The 22,099-nt window shown below is 72.5% G+C and carries 20 protein-coding genes and 1 pseudogene; 9 read left to right on the plus strand and 12 right to left on the minus strand.

From position 1 onward, the window contains the following. Window positions 1-22: 22 nt before the first annotated feature. The 11 genes and pseudogenes from ACZ4NB_RS09460 to ACZ4NB_RS09510 form a co-directional block, all read right to left on the minus strand. Entirely contained in the window at window positions 23-1,063 is a 1,041-nt protein-coding gene (locus ACZ4NB_RS09460) for a cytochrome d ubiquinol oxidase subunit II (RefSeq protein ID WP_467659689.1), read from the minus strand. Beyond that, window positions 1,060-2,559 (minus strand): cytochrome ubiquinol oxidase subunit I, encoded by a 1,500-nt coding sequence (locus ACZ4NB_RS09465; protein WP_467659691.1) that lies wholly within the window; start codon window positions 2,557-2,559, stop codon window positions 1,060-1,062. The genes ACZ4NB_RS09460 and ACZ4NB_RS09465 overlap by 4 nt, the downstream gene beginning before the upstream one ends. Before the next feature lie 65 nt (window positions 2,560-2,624). Next, window positions 2,625-3,464, minus strand: coding sequence for an SDR family oxidoreductase (locus tag ACZ4NB_RS09470; RefSeq protein WP_467659693.1), 840 nt, complete (start codon window positions 3,462-3,464; stop codon window positions 2,625-2,627). Between the two features lie 169 nt (window positions 3,465-3,633). Beyond that, window positions 3,634-4,836: a DUF6183 family protein gene (locus ACZ4NB_RS09475; RefSeq protein ID WP_467659695.1), complete on the minus strand. Its 1,203-nt coding sequence runs from the start codon at window positions 4,834-4,836 to the stop codon at window positions 3,634-3,636. A gap of 70 nt (window positions 4,837-4,906) precedes the next feature. Then, window positions 4,907-5,236: a CapA family protein gene (locus ACZ4NB_RS09480; protein WP_467659697.1), complete on the minus strand. Its 330-nt coding sequence runs from the start codon at window positions 5,234-5,236 to the stop codon at window positions 4,907-4,909. Between the two features lie 13 nt (window positions 5,237-5,249). Continuing rightward, window positions 5,250-5,789: pseudogene (locus ACZ4NB_RS09485) on the minus strand (CapA family protein); the annotation flags it as partial. Then, complete coding sequence (locus tag ACZ4NB_RS09490; RefSeq protein ID WP_467659699.1) at window positions 5,725-6,660, minus strand: RNA polymerase sigma-70 factor; 936 nt, start codon at window positions 6,658-6,660, stop codon at window positions 5,725-5,727. The pseudogene ACZ4NB_RS09485 and the gene ACZ4NB_RS09490, both read right to left, overlap by 65 nt. A gap of 149 nt (window positions 6,661-6,809) precedes the next feature. Then, window positions 6,810-7,283 carry a carboxymuconolactone decarboxylase family protein gene (locus tag ACZ4NB_RS09495; RefSeq protein WP_467659701.1) on the minus strand — a complete coding sequence of 158 codons (474 nt, stop codon included), beginning with the start codon at window positions 7,281-7,283 and terminating at the stop codon, window positions 6,810-6,812. A gap of 212 nt (window positions 7,284-7,495) precedes the next feature. Continuing rightward, the gene (locus tag ACZ4NB_RS09500) at window positions 7,496-8,050 is read right to left on the minus strand and encodes a TetR/AcrR family transcriptional regulator (protein ID WP_467659828.1); all 555 of its coding nucleotides are present in this window, start codon (window positions 8,048-8,050) and stop codon (window positions 7,496-7,498) included. Window positions 8,051-8,146: 96 nt separating this feature from the next. Then, entirely contained in the window at window positions 8,147-9,538 is a 1,392-nt protein-coding gene (locus tag ACZ4NB_RS09505; protein ID WP_467659703.1) for an amidase, read from the minus strand. Then, window positions 9,525-9,770, minus strand: coding sequence for a hypothetical protein (locus ACZ4NB_RS09510; RefSeq protein ID WP_467659705.1), 246 nt, complete (start codon window positions 9,768-9,770; stop codon window positions 9,525-9,527). Before ACZ4NB_RS09510 ends, ACZ4NB_RS09505 begins: the two co-directional genes overlap by 14 nt. Before the next feature lie 232 nt (window positions 9,771-10,002). On the opposite strand from ACZ4NB_RS09510, the gene ACZ4NB_RS09515 reads away from it, so the two are divergent. Beyond that, the gene (locus ACZ4NB_RS09515; RefSeq protein ID WP_467659707.1) at window positions 10,003-10,944 is read left to right on the plus strand and encodes an MBL fold metallo-hydrolase; all 942 of its coding nucleotides are present in this window, start codon (window positions 10,003-10,005) and stop codon (window positions 10,942-10,944) included. Here ACZ4NB_RS09515 and ACZ4NB_RS09520 read toward each other — a convergent pair. Continuing rightward, window positions 10,893-12,275, minus strand: coding sequence for a diacylglycerol/lipid kinase family protein (locus ACZ4NB_RS09520; protein WP_467659709.1), 1,383 nt, complete (start codon window positions 12,273-12,275; stop codon window positions 10,893-10,895). The genes ACZ4NB_RS09515 and ACZ4NB_RS09520 overlap by 52 nt on opposite strands. A gap of 422 nt (window positions 12,276-12,697) precedes the next feature. Here ACZ4NB_RS09520 and ACZ4NB_RS09525 point away from each other — a divergent pair, with 422 nt between their 5' ends. The 8 genes from ACZ4NB_RS09525 to ACZ4NB_RS09560 all read left to right on the plus strand — a co-directional run bounded on the left by ACZ4NB_RS09525 (window position 12,698) and on the right by ACZ4NB_RS09560 (window position 21,887). Beyond that, entirely contained in the window at window positions 12,698-15,457 is a 2,760-nt protein-coding gene (locus ACZ4NB_RS09525) for a winged helix-turn-helix domain-containing protein (protein WP_467659711.1), read from the plus strand. Between the two features lie 108 nt (window positions 15,458-15,565). Further along, window positions 15,566-15,766, plus strand: a complete 201-nt coding sequence (locus ACZ4NB_RS09530; protein WP_393491068.1) for a hypothetical protein — start codon at window positions 15,566-15,568, stop codon at window positions 15,764-15,766. Further along, complete coding sequence (locus ACZ4NB_RS09535) at window positions 15,763-17,169, plus strand: DUF2252 domain-containing protein (RefSeq protein ID WP_467659713.1); 1,407 nt, start codon at window positions 15,763-15,765, stop codon at window positions 17,167-17,169. Before ACZ4NB_RS09530 ends, ACZ4NB_RS09535 begins: the two co-directional genes overlap by 4 nt. An 83-nt stretch (window positions 17,170-17,252) precedes the next feature. Continuing rightward, window positions 17,253-18,602, plus strand: coding sequence for a hypothetical protein (locus ACZ4NB_RS09540; RefSeq protein WP_467659715.1), 1,350 nt, complete (start codon window positions 17,253-17,255; stop codon window positions 18,600-18,602). Continuing rightward, window positions 18,595-19,164 carry a hypothetical protein gene (locus ACZ4NB_RS09545; protein WP_467659717.1) on the plus strand — a complete coding sequence of 190 codons (570 nt, stop codon included), beginning with the start codon at window positions 18,595-18,597 and terminating at the stop codon, window positions 19,162-19,164. The genes ACZ4NB_RS09540 and ACZ4NB_RS09545 overlap by 8 nt, the downstream gene beginning before the upstream one ends. A gap of 197 nt (window positions 19,165-19,361) precedes the next feature. Next, window positions 19,362-20,951 carry an MFS transporter gene (locus ACZ4NB_RS09550; RefSeq protein WP_467659719.1) on the plus strand — a complete coding sequence of 530 codons (1,590 nt, stop codon included), beginning with the start codon at window positions 19,362-19,364 and terminating at the stop codon, window positions 20,949-20,951. A 93-nt stretch (window positions 20,952-21,044) separates the two neighbouring features. After that, a complete protein-coding gene (locus ACZ4NB_RS09555; protein WP_467659721.1) occupies window positions 21,045-21,455 on the plus strand; it encodes an SHOCT domain-containing protein in 411 nt (136 codons plus the stop codon). A gap of 21 nt (window positions 21,456-21,476) precedes the next feature. After that, entirely contained in the window at window positions 21,477-21,887 is a 411-nt protein-coding gene (locus ACZ4NB_RS09560; RefSeq protein ID WP_467659723.1) for a DUF7144 family membrane protein, read from the plus strand. The last annotated feature ends 212 nt before the right edge of the window (window positions 21,888-22,099 follow it).

Below are 22,099 nucleotides of genomic sequence, written 5' to 3' on the forward strand. Positions count from 1 at the left end.
GTGGGCCACGGGGTCCTCGCCCTCAGCCCTCGTCCCGGGCACCGCTGCTCCGCAGATCGGCGTCGCCGAGGGCCTCCAGCTCGCCATGGGTGTCGAGCCAGTACAGCAGGGCGACCGCCGGGAGGACCAGGACGACCGCGACGAGGCTGACGAGCATCAGCCAGCGCAGTGAGGTGGGGGCGCCGGCGCCCTCGGCGACGGTCAGCGAGGTCGGGATGAGGTACGGGCGCTGGGCCATGCCCCATGCCAGGACGGCCGAGGCGACCACGCCGACGGCGGTGACCCGGGACCAGGCGGCGGAGGTGCGCAGCAGCAGCCAGGCGGTCGCGGCCGTGGCGAGTGCCGCGATGACGACGAGGACGAGGCCCGCGCCGTGGGTCAGGCCGTGCCATACGTGCGGGGCGTCGCCGTGGGTGATGAACAGGGTGAGCACGGCGAGTACGGCGACGGCGGCGAGGGCGATCAGGGCCCGCCGCCGGAAGTAGCCGTCGAGGTCGGGGGCGTCGAAGCGGCGGGCGTCCGCGGCCAGGAACACCGCTCCCAGGAAGGCGGTGGTGGTGACCGCGAGGAGGCCGAAGAGGATCGAGGTGGGGTTGGCCCAGGCCGCCGCCGACGGCTCGGTGCCCGGTGCCGCCCGGCCGGAGGCGATCCCCCCGGCGGCGGCGCCGAGGAAGAACGGCGTGAGCAGCGAGGAGAGGGCGAACACCGCCCCGTAGAGGCGTCGGCCGGCCAGCCGGCGGGTGGGCTTGCGCAGGGCGAAGCCGGCGCCGCGCAGCACGGTGCCGACGGCGGCGAGCGCCAGCGGCAGCCACATCGCGGAGAAGACGCTCTGGAACAGCACCGGGAAACCGGTCCACATGAGGACGAGGACGAAGATCAGCCAGACGTTGTTGACCTCCCACACCGGGGCCATGGCGTGGTCGATCAGCCACCGGGGCCGCTTGCCGCGCTCCGCGCCGCCCGCGGTCAGGTCCCAGAACCCGGCCCCGTAATCCGTGCCTCCGGCGCAGGCGTACGCGGCGACCGCCAGCAGCAGGACGACGGCGACGAGACCGGCGGTCATGGCCGGACCCGCCCGGTCGGTGGGCCCTGTTCGGTCGGCGGGCCCTGGCCGGGGGCGGCCGGAGCGCCACCGGCCGCGACCCGGGAGCGCGGTCCGTAGGGGGTGTCCGTCTCCGGTTGCTCCACCGCTCCCGCCTCCTCGTGCCGTGCGTCGTCGAGCCGCCAGCGGGTGCGCATCTTCAGCAGCACGACGAGGAACGAGCCGAAGACGCACACGTACACCACGGCGACGACGCCGAAGGTGGTCCACAGCGCCGCGGAACGGGTCGCGGTGACCGCTTCGGCGACCCGCATGTTCTGGTAGACGATCCAGGGCTGGCGGCCCACTTCGGTGGTGATCCAGCCGCACTCCACGGCGACGACGGAGGCGGCGCCCGCGCCGGCGGCGCTCCGGAAGAACCACTTCGACTCGGGCAGCCGGCGGCGGCGCAGCCAGACGAGGCCGTACCAGAGGGCGAGCAGGACCAGCACCGAGCCGATCCCGACCATGATGTCGAAGGCCCAGTGGGCGATGGTGGCCTGAGTGGCCGTCGGGCGATCTTCTGCTGGTACCGACGTCAGCCCGGTCACTTTCGTGTCCGCCCGGAACCCGGCGAGGAGGGAGTCCAGCTGCGGGATCCTGATACCTCCGGAGATGCTGCCGTCCGGATGGAGGCGGCCGAACAGGTACTCCGGTACGTGGGTGTCGGTCCGCCAGACGATCTCCATGGCGGCGAACTTCACCGGCTGCTCGTGGAAGACCGCGCGGGCGATGGCGTCCCCCAGTGCGAACTGGACGGGGGTGAGCACCGCGGCGACGGTGAAGGGAACGGTGAAGCCGAGCCGGTGGTAGCGGTCCCGGCGGCCGCGCAGCCAGCCGGTGGCGTAGACCCCGGCCACGACGTAGCCCGCGGTCACCAGCATCGCCACCACGAAGTGCCAGTACTGGGGCCCGAACATCGGAGTGAAGACGGCCTTCCAGATGTGCACGCCGATGGGATCGCCGGCGGAGTCGAGGGCGAAGCCCCGCGGGGTGTTCATCCAGGAGTTGGCGGCCAGGATGCCGAAGGCCCCGAGCAGGGCGGCGGCCGGCAGCGGGAGCGCCAGCAGAAAGTGCACACGGGGCGGCAGTCTGCGCCAGCCGTACAGGTAGATGGCGATGAGGACCGCTTCGAGGAAGAAGGCCCATGCCTCCACGCCGAAGCCGATGCCGAAGACATCGCCCCATCTGCCCATCATGCCGGGCCACAGCAGGCCGAACTCGAAGGACAGGACGGTGCCGGTGACGACGCCGATCGCGAACTGCACCGCCATGACCGCCGACCAGCGCCGCGCCAGCAGCAGCGCGGTCGGGGAGCCGCGGCGCAGTCCGTAGGCGTGCATGATCAGGGTGATCAGCGGCAGCGCCACCCCGAGGGGGACCAGGATGATGTGGGAGGCGAGGGTGAAGGCCATCAGCGATCTGGCCGGCAGTATCTGGGGCGGCGCGTCGGCCAGCAGGTGAAGCGTGGTGTGCATGGGTTCTCCCCCGGGAGCCGGCGCAGAGGGGCGGAGGTCGGCCGCCGGTGGCGACCGAGCGGAGGTCAGCCGCCGGTGGCGAATCCGGGGAAGAGGGTCATCCCCCCGTCCACGTAGAGCGTGCTGCCCACGACGTAGTCCATGAGGTCGGAGGCGAGGCCGACGGCCGCGTTCGCGATGTCCTCGGGCTCGCCGATCCGGTCGTAGGGAATCAGGCGCAGGAGGTCCCGCTGCGCCTGTGGTGTCTCCCAGGCGCTGCGGTTGATGGGGGTCTTGATGGCTCCCGGGGCGATCGCGTTCACGCGGATCTTCTTCGGGGCGAGTTCCTGGGCCAGGGTCTCCATCATCATCTGTACGCCGCCCTTGGAGGAGGCGTAGTTGACGTGGCCCGCCCAGGGGATGACCTGGTGCACCGAACTCATGCAGATGATCTTGCCGGCGGCGCGTGAGACCTCGGGCACGACCCCGCGGCGCAGGAACTCCTTGGTCGCCTCGCGGGCGCAGAGGAACTGCCCGGTGAGGTTGACGTCCAGCACCTTCTGCCACTGGGCGAGGGACATCTCGGTGAAGGAGGAGTCACGCTGCAGTCCGGCGTTGGCGACGAGGATGTCGATCGTCCCGAACTCCTGGACCATCCGGTCCATCATCGCGACGACCTGGTCCTCCTGGGACACATCCGCCTCGTACGCCGCCGCCCGCACTCCGAACGAGGTGATCTCCTCGACCACCTGCTCGGCCGCCTCCCGGCCGGCCACGTAGTTCACCACCACATCCGCGCCCGCCCGGCCGAGCCCCACCGCCGTCGCCTTGCCGATACCGGAGTTGGCGCCCGTGACCAGCGCCTTCTGGCCCTTGAGCAGCTGCACCGGGACCACGTCCTCGGCGGCGCCCTCAGCAGGACTCACGATCCACAGCCTCCTCAGCCACGTGACCCGGCGGCCGGACCGCACCCGGAAAGGTCGAGCGTCACGCAATCACCACGGCGGCGAGGCGACGGCCGGGGCGTGCGGGGATTACGCCGCCCGGCCGAGAGTCTTTCGCCCGGTCGGCGGCGGGATTCCACCGCCCCGGTCCTCAGTACCTCTCGTCCCTCTCCAGCTCCGGGTCGGTGTCCGTGGCGGCCAGCAGTGCGATCCGCCGGCCCGTCGGATCGAGGACGGCGAAGCCGAGCTGGTTGCAGCCGAAGGGCTCCCACTGGCTGTCGGTGAACCAGTCGTTGTGGTTGCCGTCCGCCGCGGCGAAGCGCAGCCAGCGGTGCTCGGCGGCGGTCCGGACGGCGTCGGTGTGCGGGACGTCCCGCGGCAGGTCCAGCAGGGCGTAGCAGCCGCGCCAGGCCGCCAGCCGCGCATAGGCGCCCTCCTGCCGCCCGCCCTGTATCCCGCCCGCGAACGCGGTGAGGAACAGGTCGGCCAGTACGTCATCGCCTGTGGTGTGCACGGCGGTCAGGGTGTCCGTCGTCAGAGCGGCCAGGCAGTCGGCCGGGAGGCCGGTGAGCAGAGCCGCGTTCCAGTCGGCGGCGGGCAGCGGCTCGGGCAGCTCGTAGAAGCGCGCCTCCCACATCTCCAGCGCGGCCAGCGGCTCCCCGGCCGCCGCGGCGCGCCGCGGGTCGACGACCTCGCGGGCGCCGCGTGCCGCCCGCGCCCCCTCTTCGGTCGGCGGGATCTCCGGGTACCGGGCGCGCAGGTGCCTCGGGGTCAGGGTGCCCAGCCCGATGTTGCGGCGGCGCGAGTAGCTCCGGGCGCGGTCCTCGAACGACAGGGTCTGGGGCGGCAGCCATGCCAGGGGGTGGTCCAGCTCGCGCAGCCGCGCGGCATAGGCGAGATGCGTCTCGTCCCACGGCCCCCACGAGCGCAGCGCGCTCTCCTGCAGCAGACAGGCGCGGAACTCCGCGGCGCTGTCCAGCCGTTGCGGAAGCCGTTCGAAGAGCGGGAGGAGGAGCGTGGAGCCCGGCTTCTGCGCCGTCTGCAGGTGCCAGGCCATCCGGCGCAGCAGCGAACGGTGGTACTCGGGCCCGTCGAGCCGCAACAGGGTGTCGACCAGCCGGGCTGCACAGGTGATCGCCGCGGAGGACGGCTCGGAGCACAGCGCCACGGCGATCCGGCACAGGGCGGCGGGCGCGTCGTCCGCCCCCGTGCGCGCGACGAGGGCGGCGAGCTCGTACAGGCCCTCGGGGTCCTCGGCGGCACGGCCCCGCAGCGCCGCGTCGTCCGGAAGCTGGGGCAGTGGGGTAAGCGGGGAAAAGTGCGGCAAGAGGGCCTCGTGGGGCGGCTGTGGCATGGAGGCAACGCTACGTGGACCGGTCCGCCGCCCTGCGTGCGCGGCGCAGGGCGACGGTCCGAGTCCCGTGTTACGCACGCTCGTAGCGGCTCCGGTGCTCGGGCGGGAGACCGGGGTCGGCCAGTGCGGCGGGCAGGGCGACGGCGCGGACGGGCCCGGTCAGGTCGATGAACGTGGGGATGAAGCCCAGGCGCCGGACCCGCCAGGAGCCGTCGGCCCGGACGAACCGGAACCACGACAGCAGGCCCTCCTCGGTGGTGCCTCGTGGAATGCGGTGCCGGGCAAGGAGATTGCCGTGGCCGTAGACCACCCAGGTGCCGTTGATCCGTTCGAACGGCTGGACCGCGTGGGCGTGGTGGCCCAGGATCACGTCGAGCGCCGAACCGGCGGTCAGCTCCACGGCGCGGGCTGGGTTCGTGCCGGTGCTCCCGTCCCCAGTGCATGCTGAGGATCACCACTTCGGCGCCCGCGCGGCGAGCCCGGTGGGCCTCGTCGAGGACGCGTTCACCGATCGCGTTGGCCAGCCACGGCTTGTCCGCCGGCCGGCGTCGGCCGCCGAAGCCGTAGCTGCAGGACAGGTGCGCGACCGGGACGCCGCTGACCTCGATGATGGTGGGCCGGTCCGCCTCCGCCCGGCTCCGTGCCGAGCCGGTGTGCCGCAGGCCGGCCGCGTCCAGGGCGTCCAGGGTCCGCCGCACACCGGCCTCGCCCTGGTCGAGCGTGTGGTTGGACGCTGTCGAGCAGCTGTGGAACCCCACGTCCGCCAGGGCCTTGGCGATCTGCGGCGGGGCGGCGAAGTTCGGGAAACCCGTGAACGGCCCCTCGGCCGGCGCGAGGGGGGTCTCCAGATGGCAGATCGCCAGATCGGCCGGTGAACGCCGGCCGGGGCTACTGCTCAGGTCGGTTCCACTGCCTGCGGGCCTGCTTGACCTCGCGGTCGACGGCCCAGGCATCGGCGACCGGCCCGAGGTGGCCGAGCTTGTCGGGATTGACCACGGTGCGGATGGTCTGGATCTGCCCGTCGAGCACGTCGAGGGCCAGGGTGTGGAGCACCTTGCCGTCCCGGTCGCGGAAGACGGCACCGGGCTGGCCGTTGACCTCGCGCGGTTCGCACGTCGCGTCGATCCGGAACAGCCAGGGGAAGACCGTGCCCAGCAACCGGGCCACGTTCTGCGCGCCCATGACGCCCTTGGCCAGTTGCGGGGCCTTGCCGCCGCCGTCCCCGACCAGCTGCACGTCGGCGGCCAGCAGAGTCCGCAGCTCGCCCACATCGCCGTCCTTCAACGCGTCGAAGAACCGCGTCGCCAGTTCCTGCCGCTCCTGCCGGTCTGCCGCGAACCGCGGCCGCCCGGCCGCCATATGCCCGCGCGCCCGCACCAGCAGCTGCCGGCACGCCGCCTCGGACCGCCCCACCGCCGCGGCGACCTCGTCGAACCCGAAGGCGAACACCTCCCGCAGCACGAAGACCGCCCGCTCCAGCGGGCTGAGCCGCTCCAGTAGCAGCAGCGCCGCCATCGACACCGAGTCGGCCAGCTCCACCGACCGCGCCGGATCCTCGTACGGATCGCTGAGCAGCGGCTCGGGGAACCACGGGCCCACGTACTCCTCCCTCCGTACCCGCGCGGAGCGCAGCACATCGATCGAGATCCGCGTCACCGTGGTCGACAGAAACGCCTTGGTCGACGCGGGCCGGGCCGACGAGCCGTCGAACCGCAGCCACGTCTCCTGCACCGCGTCCTCGGCCTCGCCCACACTGCCCAGAATGCGATAGGCGATCGAGAACAGCAGCGGCCGCAGCTCCTCGAACTCCTCGACCTTGCTCACGCCAGTCCTTCCTTGGATCCCCACGCCCGGCCGTACGTGCCGGTGCGCTGCTTCCCGTCATCGTCCGGCCCGTCGGCGGGCCGGAGTTGGTGCCCCCAGTACGGGGCCCGGGGCCCGCAGCCGGACCCCGGACCACCGACCGGTGCTCGTCAGTGGAACTGCCCGGCCTCGTAGTTGCCGGCCGGCTGCTGCAAGATGACGTTCAGCCGGTTGGCCATGTTCATGAAGGAAATCATCATCACCAGGGCGGCGAGCTGCCCCTCGTCGTAGTGCGCGGCGGCGGACGCCCACACCGCGTCGTCCACCCCGCCGGCCCCGTCCGCGATCCGGGTCCCCGCCTCCGCCAGCTCCAGGGCGGCCCGCTCGGCCTCGGTGAAGACCGTGGCCTCCCGCCACGCCGCGACCAGGTGCAGCCGCACCGAGGTCTCGCCGGCAGCGGCGGCGTCCTTGGTGTGCATGTCGATGCAGAAGGCGCAGCCGTTGATCTGGCTTACGCGCAGCGCCACGAGCTCCTGGGTCGCGGCCGGCAGCGGTGAGTCCTTGACCGTCTGGCCCGCCGCCATGATGTGCTTGAGGGCCTTGCCGGCGAACGGGGAGGCGAAGAAGTTCAGGCGTGCGTCCATGGTGCGCTCCTTGGTGATCGTGAGTGGCTACACCCCTGAGACGAGGTAGCCCGACCCCCTGTGACATGGGCGCATGTGACCTGCGTCTCCCGACGTCCGCCGTACCCCGTCGTTCCCTCCACAACAGGACGCGATCCGCGCGAAGCAGCGTCGCGCCCAGCGCACCGACGCCTATGACGATCTGCCACACGACAGGGGGAACTGACGCCTCGTCAGCGCTTGCGGGCCCGGGTGAGGAGCTTCGCCACGAGCCCGCGTGCGTAGTCGGCGTCCAGCCCGCCGGGGCGGAAGAGGATGCGGTACATCATGGGGGCGACGACATGGTCGATGACCGTCTCGGCGTCGGGTGCGCGCTCCCCGCGGTCGGCCGCGCGGGCGAGGACGGTCTCGATCTGCTCGGCGGCGTAGGCCGAGCACTGGCCGGCGTTGCTGCCGTCCGGGTCGCCGAGCAGCGCATCGCGGATGTAGGCGCGCCCCGAGGGACCGGCCATCTCGTCGAGGAACTGCTCGGCCCAGGCCGTCAGGTCGGCCGCCAGGTCACCGTGGTCCCCCGGCCGGGTGTCGGGGCGCAGGCGCTCGACGGCCACGTCCGACAGCAGTTCCTGAAGGTCGCCCCAGCGGCGGTAGATCGTCGACGGGGTGACTCCGGCGCGCTGGGCCACCAGCGGCACCGTCAGGGCGTCCCGGCCGACCTCGGATTCCAATTCGCGTACGGCGGCGTGCACCGCTTCCTGGACCCGGGCGCTGCGCCCTCCTGGGCGCACCATCTGTCTGCGAGCCATGCCTCCAGCTTAAAGCAAAATCCTTGCTTCTAGAGGGGCGCACCTTCGATGCCCTCGACGCCTTCGACTCCCTCGATGCCCTCAACGCGTCGGCGCGCGCCCAGGGGCGGGTTCGGACTGCTCGTAGGCGTGGCCCACCCGCAGAAGCAGGGCCTCGGAGAGGGGCCGCCCGAGCAGCTGCATACCGATCGGCAGCCCGGCCCGGTCGTGGCCCACCGGTACGGACAACGCGGGCACCCCGGTGATGTTGGCCGGCGACGACAGGCGCACATAGGCGTCGGAGACGCTCTCCTCCGTACCGTCGGACCAGGTGACCGACGACTCCCCGGCCGGTACGGCGGTCACCGGGACCGTCGGGGCGGCGATCACATCGACCTCCTCCCACATGCCCGCCCACGCCTGCCGCATCAGCGTCCGGGCCCGCTGGGCGCGCAGATAGTCCCCGGCGGACAGCAGTTCCCCCGCTTCGAGCAGCACGCGGACGTCCGGCCCGTACAGGTCCGGGACGGTGCGCAGGGTCCGCTCGTGAAAGGCGGTGGCCTCGGGGACCATCAGGCCCCAATGCGTCGCCTGGATGTAGCGCGTCATCGGGATCTCGACCTCGACGAGCCGTGCGCCGAGGGCCTGGAGCCGGTCGACGGCGCGCCGCACGGCGGACTCCACCTCCGGGTGGACACGGTCGAAGTAGTAGTTGCCCGGCACGCCGACGCGCAGCCCCGTAAGGTCCCCCGCTCCGCCCGGCCGGTAGTCCCCGGTGGCCGCGGACAGGGAGGCCGGGTCGCGGGGGTCGTGCCCGGCCACGGCGGACAGCACCAGCGCCGCGTCCTCGACGCTGCGGGTGAGGGTGCCGACGTGGTCCAGCGACCACGACAGCGAGGTCACATTGTGCCGGGGCACGAGGCCGTACGTCGGCTTGAGGCCGACGACCCCGTTCAGCGCGGCGGGCACCCGGACCGAACCGCCGGTGTCCGTCCCCAGGGCGAAGACCGCGGTCCCGGCCGCGACGGCGACGGCCGAACCGCCACTGGATCCGCCGGCGACCCGGCCGGGGTCGCAGGCGTTGCGCGTCTGCGGCGTGGTCAACCCGTAGGCGAACTCATGGGTTTCGGTCTTGCCGACCAGGACCGCGCCGGCCGCCGCCAGCCGCGCGGCGACCGTGCTGTCGGCCTTCGCGCGATGGTCGGCCCGGACCCGGGAGCTGGCCGTCGTCGCCATGCCGGCGACGTCGATCAGGTCCTTCAGCGCCATGGGGATCCCGTGCAGCGGGCCCCGGAAGCGGCCGGCCGCGGCCTCGCGTTCGGCCGCACGCGCCGCGTCGCGCGCCCGCTCCGCCGTCACCGTGACGAAGGCCCCCAGGTGCGGCTCCACCCGTGCGATGCGGTCGAGCACCGAGTCCACCAACTCGACGGGCGACAACCGCCGCTCGCGCAGCGCGTCCGCGGCGGCGGTGAGGGACAGTTCAGACGGCTGCATCGTGCTGCTCCTCTCCGGCGCGGTAGCCGAATGCGGGCGGGGTGTCACCGAAGTCGAGTTCCCGCAGGACCGAGACGACGGCGTGGATGTGCTGGGCGGTGGCAGCCACCTCGGCGTGGCGGTCGTCTTCCAAGGGGAGTCCGGCGCGGGCCGCCCATCGGGCCGCTTCGGACGGGGTGAGTTCCGGGGTCGGTTCATCGGCGGGCGTATCGGCGGGCGTATCGGCGGACATGGGTCTCCCTCATCGGTTGGAGAGGTGGAGCGGCGGAGTGGTCGGGTGGCGGCGAGGCGTGGTACCGCGCCGTGCGGTGCCGTGCGGTACGGCGACACAAAAGCTAAGTGTTTGCTTTAAGTGACTGTAGGGCCTAGAGTCACTTAACGCAAACCCATTGCTTTTAGCCGAGCCCGACTCGGGCTGACGAAGGACCGGCTCGGACGAGCCGAAGGAAAGGAATCGACGGACCGTGCACACCTCACCGTTGAACGAACTCCGCCCGCCCGCCGCCACCCCGTCCTGGACGGTGGGCGACGTCACCGTTCACCGCATCGACGAGGTCCCCCTGCCGCTCTCGACCGGAACCTGGCTGCTGCCCGGCGCCTCCGCCGACGTGGTCGCCCCACACGACTGGCTGCGCCCGGACTTCGCCGGGAACGACGGCGTACTGCACCTCGACAGCCACAGCTTCGCGTTCGAAGCGGGCGGGCTGCGCGTCCTCGTCGACACCGGCATCGGCAACGGCAAGACGCGCGCGAACCCGGCCTGGCACGACCTGAAGACCGACTACCTCGATCGCCTCACCCGCGCCGGATTCCCCCCGGACCGCGTCGACCTGGTCATCCTCACCCACCTGCACGCCGACCACGTCGGCTGGAACACCCGGGCCCAGGACGACGGCAGTTGGGTCCCCACCTTCCCCCGCGCCCGGTACGTCACCGCCCGCGCCGAGCGGGAGTTCTGGAGCGGGTACGACATGGACGAGGCGCGGCGGCAGATGTTCCGCGACTCCGTGGTTCCGGTCGAGGAGGCCGGACTGCTCGACCTCGTCGACGTCCCGGCCCAGGGCGCCGAAGTCGCCCCCGGCGTACGCCTGCTGCCCACCCCCGGCCACACCCCCGGCCACGTCGCCGTCCAGGTGAGCAGCCGTGGCGCGACGGCGCTGATCACGGGCGACTGCATCCACCACCCCGTCCAGTTCGCCCATCCCGCGATCGGCAGCTGTGTCGACATCGACCCGGAGCAGTCCGAGGCCACCCGCCGCTCCCTGCTGGGCTCGCTCGCCGGCACCGACGCCCTCGTCCTCGGCACCCACTTCGCGCCGCCCACGGCCGGCCGGGTGGCCGCCCACGGGGACGCCTACCGGCTGCTGCCGGTCCCCCCGTCCGGCCGGCCCGGCGTCGGCGGCTGAGGATCCGCCGCCGGACGCTCCCGCCCCAGTGCGAGCCTGCGCAGCCGCCGCCAGTCCATCGGCGGCTTCGCGCGCGGCACACCAGGGCGGCGCCGCGGCACCCTTACGCGCAGGGCTCGGGGCCGGATCGTGCAGCGGACGGGGGTCGGCAGGGTCAGCGCCTCGCCGTCGACGCCGGCCTGGACCTCCGGCTCGTCGGCGTCGACCATGACCTCCTGGGCGGTCAGCACGGTGAGGCCGGGGCCGTGCCTGCCCCGCAGGATTCCGGCGGCCTGTGCCGCGTTGTCGACCTTGACGCCCAGGACCCCGAGGACGCCGGCATCCAGCTCCTCGCGCCGTCCCAGTCCGGCCGGATCCCCCATGCGGTAGGGGTTGTTGCTGACCAGGACCGCCTGCGGGCCGTCGATGGCCGTGCCCCCGACGCGCACGGCCAGCCGCGGACCGCGCTGGTGCGTCAGCAGGTCCGGAAGCAGCTCCAGGATGGTCCGCACCTTGTCGTCGCGGTAGGCGGGGCTCTGGACCACGGACGCGTACGTGCCGAAGGACGCGTTGTTGACGAAGGCCCGCCCGTCGATGTAGCCGAGGTCGACGCGGATGTCGACCCCGTCGGTGAGGGCGTCCAGACAGCTCGCCGGATCGTCCCGGTCCAGGCCGAGATCGAGTGCGAAGTGATTGCGGGTGCCGGCCGAGATCACCATGAACGGGAGGCCGTGCTCCGCGGCCACACCGGCCACCATGGCCTGGGTGCCGTCCCCGCCCGCGACACCCAGGAGGTCGGCGCCGTCGTCCACCGCGCGGCGGGCGAGCGCGACCACGTCCTCATGGTGAGCGGTATCCAGCAGGTGCACCTGGGCACCGAGTTCCTCGGCCCGCTCCTTCAGGCGGAATCTGCCCACCTTTCCGCCACCCGAGCGGGGGTTCATGATCAGGAAGGGGCGCCGCGGCGGTGCGACGCGGACGCCTGGCGGGCCGCCCGGCCGGGTGTCCCTGCTGAGCGCGGCTCCGCCGGCGGAGACCGCCAGTGCGCACAGGGCGAGACAGACCAGTACCACCCACAGCAGACCCGCCGATGCGTACAGCACGAGCACGACGGCCGGAGCGACGACGGACAGGGCGCCCGCCAGCACCCTGACCAGTCCGCGACGGGTCAGCATCCACCAGACGCCGGCCGCACCGACGGCGAGTCCGGCCAGCCCGACGCCCAGGAGAGCGAAGCTCCGGAGCCCGGCGAACAGCAGCGGGACCAGGGCCGCCGCGGCTCCGGCCGCCAGGGCCAGGAGTGCGGACCAGCGCTGCGCCCGGTCGCGTGCGCCGGTGTCCGTACTGCCCATGGAGACTCCTGGCGGTCGCGGGGCCCGGTGGTTTGGGCATCTCCCGGGCCATGTCGTCCCGGGACATGGCCCCGGGGGCAATGCCCTGCGGTCCCCGGGAGCAACGCCTTGCGTGCCACCGCTCCGGATTGCCACTCCTGCTTGCCGGCTGCCAGTCCACCGCCCGCGGCCGGCCCCGGCATCACCCCGGGAGGGTGAACGGTGACGGTGATGGTGCGCCGGGCCCCTGGGCGGTACGCAGCGCCCGGTGCCGCCTCGGCCCCTCGTATGGCGATCATGGTTCCGTGGCCGCACAGTGGGAGACGGGTCCTCACGGGGCGGGAAGCGGATCGACGTGAGATGGCTGCCTCGTCCGGCACAGTGCGGCGGCGGGCGGACGGCGGTGTCAGTGTCAGGGAGCCCGCACCCAGACGGTGATGTCCATGCCCCGCAGCACAGCCTCAGCAGCGGCAGCCGACGACGGGGAGTCCACCACCCCCGCTCTACGGACGCTCGCCACGGTGTCCGACGGCGGCGGCACCCCCGCGCAGCTGGCGCCGACCGGTGACCCCCTACTGGCCGCGAAGTTCTCCGTACCGTCCGTGCCGCGCAAGGCCATCCGCCGGCAGCGGCTGCTGGACCGGCTCACCGAAGGCACCGCCGGGCCGCTGACCCTGATCACGGGTCCGGCGGGCGCCGGGAAGACGACGCTGGCCGCCTCATGGGCGCGCGGCGGGAGTGCCCCGGGCCCGGTGGCGTGGCTGACGGCCGAGCCGGACGACAGGGCGCCCGGGGTGTTCTGGGCCTATGTGCTGGAGGCGTTGCACCATCACCAGATCGCGCTGCCCGAGGAGGTGGGACAGCCCGGCACCGCCGACCACGTCGACCACTCCCTGCTCACGCGGCTCGCGTCCGCACTGGCACAGCTGCGCCGGCCGGTCGTGCTCGTCATCGACGGCCTGGAGCACGTGCCGGTACGGGCGGTCACCTCCGACCTGGACTTCGTGCTGAACCACGCGGGCCCGCAGCTGCGGCTGGTGCTGGTCAGCCGCGTCGACCCGCTGCTTCCGCTGCACCGCTACCGCGCCGACGGCCGGATCGGGGAGATCCGCGGTCCCGACCTGGCGTTCACCCGGCAGGAGGCGGCGCGGCTGCTGCGCGGGCACGGCCTGGGCGACTACGAGGAGAGCGTCGACGCCCTGCTGACGCGCACGGAGGGCTGGGCGGCCGGACTGCGGCTGTGTGCGCTGGAGATGCAGCGGGCCGACGACCCGGCCGAGTTCGCCCGGTCGTTCGCCGCCTCCCAGAGCGCCCTCGCCGACTACCTGCTCAGCGAGGTCTTCGCCGCCCAGCCCGCCGCCACCCAGGAGCTGCTGATGCGCGGCAGCATTCTCGACCGGGTGCACCCGGACCTGGCGAACGTGCTGACCGAACGCGAGGACGCCGAGTGGATCCTGGCCGAGCTGACCCGCGCCCACCTGTTCGTCGAGCCGATCGACAGCACGCCGTGGTGCCGCTACCAGCCGCTCTTCGCCGAGGTGCTGCGCATGCACCTGCGCCATCACCGGCCCGGCCTCGAACCCCGACTGCGCCGCCGGGCCGCGACCTGGCTCGCGGACACCGGGCGGCTCGCCGAGGGGATGGAACAGGCCGCCGCGGCCGCGGACTGGGAGTGGGCCTGCACCCGCATGGTGAGCCGACTGGAGATCGGACGCCTGCTCACCGGCCCGGAGGCGCCCCGGCTGGAGCGGGCCTTCTCCGGTATGCCCGACGATCTGCCGGGCGTGGCTCCCGCGCTGGTCGGGGCCGCCTGTGCCCTGGCCCGGTACGACACCGCGAACTGCCGGGCGCGACTGGACCGGGCCGAGGACGAGCTGCGCGGGTCGGGAGCCGGACCGGCTCCGGAAGCCCGGCTCGCGCTCGCCCTGCTCCGGCTGCTGGCCGGCCCCTCCCCGGCGCGGGACGGCGACCAGGTCCGCCGCGCGGCGGAGTCGGCCGCTCAGCAGACCCGCGAACTCGCCGACCGGCTGCCGCGGCCGCTCACCGAGGCCCACCAGGAGATCGAGGCGCTGCGGCGCTACGGGCTGGCGTGCGGACTCCAACTGGGCGGCCGCCCCGACGAGGCGATGAGGGCTTTCGACCACGCGGTGGAGGGCTGTACCGCGGAGGTGACCGGGACCGTCCGAGAGGGCAGCCTCGGCCGGCTGGCCCTGATGGAGGCCGAACGCGGGGAGCTGAGCCGGGCCGAGAAGCACGCCCTGCTCGCGCTGGAACTCGCCGGAGACCGATCCGCCCCGCCGACCCGGCGGTCCGGGATCAGCCATCTCGCGCTGGCCGCCGTCGCCCTCGAACGAGGCGAACTCCGGGCCGCCCGCCGTCACGTCGACCTCGCGGCCGCGTCCCCGGACGCCGGGCACGACCCGGTCACCGACTGCGAGATTGCCGTCGCCCGCTCCCGGCTGGACCTCGCGCACGGCCGGTGGCAGGCCGCACTCGCGGCCCTCAAGGGCGACGCCGACGCCCTCGCGCCGGGGCCGGCCCAGCGCCTCGCCGTCGCCCGCTCGGCGGCCCAACTGGCCCGGGGCGACCCCGCGTCGGCGCTCACCGCCCTGGCCGGGGCCGAAGGCGGCGGTACGGCGCACACCCTCGCCCTCGCCCGGGCCCGGCTCGCCGCCGGGGACCTCGATGAGGCCGTCGGCCTGCTCGCGCCCCTGGACGACCGGCCGGAGGCGGGAACCGCGGAGCAGATCCGCATCCGCCTGCTGCGGTCCCACGCCGCGGCCCTGGCCCAGGACACCGAGACCGCATGCCGCCGGCTGCACGACGCGCTGGCCGCCGCCCGCCCCGAGCGGATCCGCCGGCCCTTCACCGAGGCGGGCCCATGGGTGTGGCATCTGCTGGAGCAGCGGCCCGATCTGGCCACGGGGCACGCGTGGCTGCTCGACCGTCCGGCGCGCGTCAGCAGCAGGCCCCGCGCGGACGGCGGCGGACGGCCGGCGCCGGTCCTGGTGGAGGCGCTGACCGACCGTGAGCGCGAGGTGCTCCGGCACGGCGCGGAGCTGCTGTCGACCGAGGAGATCGCCGAGGCGATGTATCTGTCGGTCAACACGGTCAAGACGCATCTGCGGAGCATCTACCGCAAGCTCGGCGTCTCCCGCCGCGGCGACGCCGTACGGCGCGCGCGTGAGCTCCATCTGCTGTGACCCGCCGGCGGCGGCCGGATGTCACCTTGTCCGGGTGATGCGGCCGCGCCCAGCGGCCGTCGAGCATCGAAGGGACCGACCCCACCGACGCCGGGGAGGCGCGCGCTCATGCGATACGAGTTCCGCGTGACCGGCTGCATCTCGACGGTGATGGCCGAGGCGTTCCCCGAGCTGGACAGGGCGCTCGCGCCACAGCAGACGGTCCTCGTCGGCCAGGTCACCGACGAGGCCCACCTCTACGGACTCCTGACCCGCTTCCAGGATCTGGGCCTGCGGGTCCTGGAGATGCGCCAACTTCCGGAACCATGACAGCCCCAGAACCGAGCATCCCCCCGACACCGCAGGAGCGGGCCGCCCTCGGCAAGGCGGCGCGCGCCCGTATGCCGCGTTCCGGCCACGCCGGGTTCGACCCCGCATCCCACCGACCCGACCCGGTGGAGCAGTTGGAGCGCCAGTCCGCCCAGCGCGTGGCGGAACTCGTACCGCTGCGCTACGGCCGCATGCTGGAGTCCCCGTTCCGCTTCTACCGCGGCGCCGCCACCGTCATGGCGAGCGACCTGGGGGCGTCCCCGCACACGGGGATCACGGTGCAGCTGTGCGGGGACGCGCACCCGTTGAACTTCGGGCTGTTCGCCTCCCCCGAGCGGCATCTGCTCTTCGACATCAACGACTTCGACGAGACGCTGCCGGGCCCGTGGGAGTGGGACGTCAAGCGGCTCGCCGCGGGATTCGAGATCGCCGGCCGCAACAACGGCTTCACGGCGAAGGAGCGCGGCGCGGTCGTACGCGGCGCGGTGCGGGCCTACCGCGAGGCGATGCGCCGCTTCGCGCGGATGCGCAACCTCGACGTCTGGTACACCCAGGCCGATGCGGACCGGATCCGCGAACTGCTGTCCGACCGGATGGACCGGGAGGCGCGGGAGAAGGTCGACCGCGCGCTGGCCAAGGCGCGTACCCGCGACAGCCTCCAGGCGTTCGCCAAGCTCACCGGGATCGTCGGCGGGGCCCGGCGGATCGCCTCCGACCCGCCGCTGCTGGTCACCCTGGACGGTCTGCTCCCCCGGGCCGAGCGCGCCGCGCTCGAACACCGGCTGCGCACGCTCGTCGACGGCTACCGCCGCAGTCTGCAACCCGACCGCCGGCATCTGCTCGACCAGTTCCGGCTGGCCGACATCGCGCGCAAGGTCGTCGGCGTCGGCAGCGTGGGCACCCGCTGCTGGATCCTGCTGATGCTCGGCAGGGACGACGAGGACCCCCTGCTGCTGCAGGCCAAGGAGGCCGGCGAGTCCGTGCTGGCGCCGTACGCCGGAGCGAGCGCGTACGACAACCAGGGCGAGCGGGTGGTGTGCGGCCAGCGGCTGATGCAGGCCGCCAGCGATATCTTCCTCGGCTGGGAGCGGGCCGTGGGCATCGACGGCCGCCGGCGGGACTTCTACGTCCGACAGCTGCGCGACTGGAAGGGCGCACCCCAGCCGGAGACCCTGGCCCCGGAGGGGATGAAGCTCCTGGGGGACCTGTGCGGTGCCGCGCTGGCCCGCGCCCATGCGCGTTCCGGCGACCGGATCGCCATCGCCTCCTATCTGGGCCAGTCCGACGCCTTCGACCGGGCTCTGGCGGAGTTCGCCGCGGCCTACGCCGACCAGAACGAGCGCGACCACCAGGCGCTGGCCGATGCCGTCCGCGCGGGGCGCGTCACGGCCCGGCCCGGCTGACCGCAGGGCCGCCCGTTACGGGTGATGTGGTCCGGCCCGCGGCGGGTGACGGTGGATCGAGGATCTGCGCGAAGGAGCACGCGATGGACTCGTCATCCGCGGCCGCCCCCACCCCCGAAGGCCCCGAGGGGCCCCTGAGCGCCGCCGAGCGGGTGGAGTACACGCGTCTGCGCCGCGCCGCCGACATGCGGCACCGCCGCCTGCGCTCTGTCGTCACCTGCCTGCTGCTGGCGCTGTCCTTCGTCCTCGCCCCGCTCGGCGTCGTCGCCGCCTGGGTGGACTCCCAGATGTCCGACACCGATCGGTACGTCCAGACCGTCGCGCCCCTCGCCAAGGACCCGGCGGTCCAGAGCGCGGTCACCAACCGGGTGACGAACAAGATCGTCGGCTATATCAACACCGAGGAGGTCACCGCCGCGCTCACCCGTGCCCTGCAGAAGACCGGCGCCCCACCGATCGTGGTCGACAAGGCGGATGTGCTGGCCGGCGCGCTGAAGTCCGGCGCCACCAGCGCGGTGCGCGCGGTGGTGAACAAGGTGGTGACCAGCGACCAGTTCGCGGACGTCTGGGACGCCGCCAACCGCAGGGCCCACCTGGCCATGGTCAACGTCCTCACCGGCAAGGGCGGCAGTGCCGTGGAGGCCAAGGGGAACACCATCAGCCTCGACATCGGCACCGTGATCAGCCAGGTGCAGAAGAAGCTGGTCGACGAGGGGTTCAAGAACGCCGACAAGATCCCCGACATCGACAAGTCCATCGTGCTGGTGAAGACCGACGAACTGAGCAAGGCCCAGAACGCCATGCGGCTGCTCAACATCGTCGGTGTCTGGCTGCCCGTGCTGGTCGTCGTGCTGGCAGCACTGGCCGTGTGGTCGGGGCCCTCGCACCGGGTGGCCCTGATGAGCGCGTCCGTCGGCATCGGCGCGATGATGGTCGTCCTGCTCATCGGGCTCGCCTTCGCCCGGGGCAAGTATCTGGACTCCGTGCAGCCCAAGGTCCAGTCGCCGCAGGCGGCCGCCGCCGTCTACGACGAACTGGTGCGGTTCTTGCAGCAGAGCACCCGCACCGTGCTGGTCATCGCGGTGATCGTCCTGATCGCCGGCTATCTCTACGGGCCCGGACGCGGCGCCCGTTGGATACGCTCCGTCGCCGTCCGCGGCACCGGCTCCGCCGGACGCGGCCTCGCCCGAGCGGGGCTGCGCACCGGTGGCGCGGGCCGCTGGCTCGACGGGCACCGCGGCTGGACGACCGGAATCGTCATCGGTGCGGGCGTGCTGACGCTGTTCCTGTGGAACTTCCCGACCCCGGGCGTGGTGGCCCTGGTCCTCGGGATCATGGTGCTGGTCATGCTGATCCTCGGCATCCTCGCCGCCGCGCGAACGGCACCCGCGCCACCGGGACCCGGCCCCGGGCTCACCGGGCACGATGGCTGACCGCCCCGCCCGCCGCGCCGGCTCCGGGGAACCCGCAGCGGCGGGAGGTCACGAGCCCGAGCCCGCAGGCGCCACGCGGCAGGGTCCGGTCGCGGCCCGGAAGACCGACTACGCCGGCGCCGTCTACGGTTCGCTGCTCGCCGCCTCGGTGGTGGCCGGGGCGGGCACTCTCGGCTCCTTGCCGCGGGTGAAGCTGGTGCTGCTGCTCCTGGGCACCGGTGTGGTGTTCTGGGCGGCGCACGTCTACGCCCGCCTCGTCGGGGACCAGCTGGTGCACCAGCCCCTGAGCGGGCGGGAGATCCGCCGGGTCTGCGCGGACGAGTGGCCGATCGTCCAGGCGGCCGTCCCGCCGGCCGCCGCCGTGGCGGTCAGCCCGCTGCTGGGGCTCGGCCCGTACGGCGCGGCGTGGCTGGCACTTGCCGTGGCCGCGGCCGAGCAGGTGGGGTGGGCGAGTGTCGCGGTCGTCCGGGCGGGCGCCCCGCGTCGGCTGGTGCTGCTCGCCGGTGCGGTCAATCTCCTCCTCGGCCTGGTGATCGTGGCGCTGAAGGCCGGACTGCACTGAACGCGGCGCCCGACTGCAAGCGGCGCCGGGCTGACGGCCGCACCGCGCCGACCGCCGCTCACCGGCTCCGGCCGCCCGGCCAGTCGGAGGACATGCCACCCGACAACCGGACAATTGCCACCTCCCGCTGCCTATGCTGGCCGTCGTGGCGGCCGATCACCCCGTGCGGCACGCCGGAACCTGTGGAGGTGCACGCGGTGGGACGCTGGCGGCCGCTGGTCATCCTCGGCACGGCTCAGTTCCTGATGGTGCTGGACACCTCGGTGATGAACGTGTCGATCAGTCAGCTGGTCGAGGACTTCGACACCGAGGTCACCGCGATCCAGGCCGTGATCACCCTCTACACCCTGGTCATGGCCGCGTTCATGATCACGGGTGGCAAACTCGGCGATATGTACGGCCGCCGGCGCATGTTCGCCGTCGGACTGGCGGTGTACGGCGCGGGGTCCGCGCTCACCTCCGTGGCCCCCACCCTGTGGGTGCTCGCGCTCGGCTGGTCGGTGATCGAGGGACTCGGCGCGACACTGGTCCTCCCCGCCCTGGCCGCGCTCGTGGCCGGTGCCTACACCGGCCGGGACCGGGCCGTGGCCTACGGGGTCGTCGGCGGGCTGGCAGGGGCGGGCATCGCGGTGGGCCCGCTGCTCGGCGGCTGGGTGACGACGTATCTGACCTGGCGGCTGGTCTTCGCCGGCGAAGTCGTGCTGGTGGTGGCCATGCTCTGCCTCATCGGGTGGGTCGAGGACCACCCCCTGCCCGAGCCGCGCCCCCGGCTCGACACCGTAGGCGCCGTACTCTCCGCCGCCGGCCTGGCCATCGTGGTCCTGGGCGTCCTGCAGAGCAGCTCCTGGGGCTGGCTGAAACCCCGGAACTCCCCCCTCACCGTCTTCGGCTTCTCCCTCACCCTCTTCGTCATCGCGGCGGGCGCCGTCGTGCTGTGGCTGTTCCGCGTATGGGAGCGACGGCAGGAGAGCCGTGGACGGGACCCGCTGGTGCGGTTCTCGCTGTTCGCGCGACCGCCGCTGCGCTCCGGCCTGAGCATGCTGCTCAGCCAGAACCTCATCCTGCTCGGCCTGTTCTTCGTCATCCCCCTCTACCTGCAGGTGGTACAGGGCTTCAGCGCCTTCGAGACCGGTCTGCGGCTGGTGCCGGTGTCGATCACCATGCTGGTGTCCGCGATGAGCGGCCCCCTGCTGGGCCGGTTCGCCGGTCCGCGTGCGGTCGTACGCACCGCCCTGCTGGTGCTGCTCATCGCCGTCGTGTGGCTGCTGTCCACGATCGAACCCCGTATCAACGACCTCAACTTCGCCCTGTCGATGGCCCTGCTGGGACTGGGCATGGGGCTGCTCGCCTCGCAACTGGGCAATGTCGTGCAGTCCAGCGTCGGGGAGTCCGAGCGCAGCGAGGTGGGCGGCCTCCAGTACACCGCCCAGAACCTGGGGTCCTCCCTCGGCACCGCCCTCATCGGCTCCCTCCTGATCGGCGCCCTGGTCAGCGTCTTCACCACACAGATCGCCGACAACCCGAAGGTCTCCGACGCGGTGCGCGAACAGACCGGTATCGCGATCGAAGCCGGGGTCAGCTTCGTCGGCACCGACGAGATCCGGGCCGCGACCCAGCGCGCCTCACTGCCGCCGGACGAGGCCGACGCGGTCGTGGACGCCTACGCCCGAGCCCAGCTCAACAGCCTCAAGATCGCCATCCTGACCGCCGCGGCCATCACGCTCGCCGGCTTCCCGTTCACCCGCCATCTGCCCACGGAACGGCTCACCGGGACGTCGTCGCCCTGAGGCCCCCGTCGTGGTTCACCCGCGGAGGGTGATGCCCCGGCCCCCGGGCGGACGCAGTGTGGAGGGGCGACTCCGAGTGACAGGAGAAAAGCCATGGGCAACGTGTACCTGGCCTACGACTATCCGGTGCTGGGCGCCTTCTGGACCGTCATGTGGATCTTCCTGTGGGTGCTGTGGCTGATGGTCCTCTTCCGCGTCATCGTCGACATCTTCCGCGACCACGCCATGAACGGGTGGGCCAAGGCCGGCTGGCTGATCTTCGTCATCATCCTCCCCTTCCTGGGCGTCCTGATCTACGTCATGGTGCGCGGCCAGGAGATGGGGCAGCGCGAGATCCAGCACGCCCGGCAGCAGCAGGACGCGATCGACGCGTACATCCGCGAAACAGCGACCCGCGGCGGCACGAGCCACGCCGACGAACTGGTCAAGCTGTCGGCCCTCAAGGAGAAGGGCGACATCTCGGAGGAGGAGTTCCAGCGGGCGAAGGACAAGATCCTCCACTGACGGCCGGAAAGGTCAACGACCATGTCAACAACAACGAATCACGGCCCCGCGAAATCCGAGGCCCTGGCCGGCGGACTGACGCTGTTCGCCGCCGTGATGCTCACCGTCACCGGCGTCCTCGCCATCTTCCGCGGCATCATGGCCATCGCCAAGGACGCCATCTTCATCGCCACGCGGAACTACATCTTCAAGTTCGACGTGACCGGTTGGGGCTGGATCCACCTCATCCTCGGGATCGTGGCCGCCCTTACCGGTATCGCCCTGTTCAAGGCCCCGATGTGGGCCAGGGTCACCGGGATCGTCATCGCGGCACTGCTGTTGATCAGCAGCTTCCTCTCGCTGCCGTACTACCCGCTCTGGTCGATCATCCTGATCGCGCTGTACGCCTTCATCATCTGGGCGCTGTGCGTGGTGGAGACGAAGAACGTCTAACTGCCCGCCCTGCCCTCGGAGATCGCCGCCCGAGGGCGCGCCACCGCCGCGCCCCACACCGCGCACAACCCTCGTCACCGCCCTCCATTCCAAGGAGGGCGGTGATGTGTGCTGTCCCCAGGATCTGCGCTGAGCACATGTGATCCAGATCATCCGTATACGACGGATGAATCGGTTCTTTGCTCCTGATGTCCATGACACGATCTTGCCGA

Source organism: Streptomyces sp. NPDC026575 (assembly GCF_055567415.1).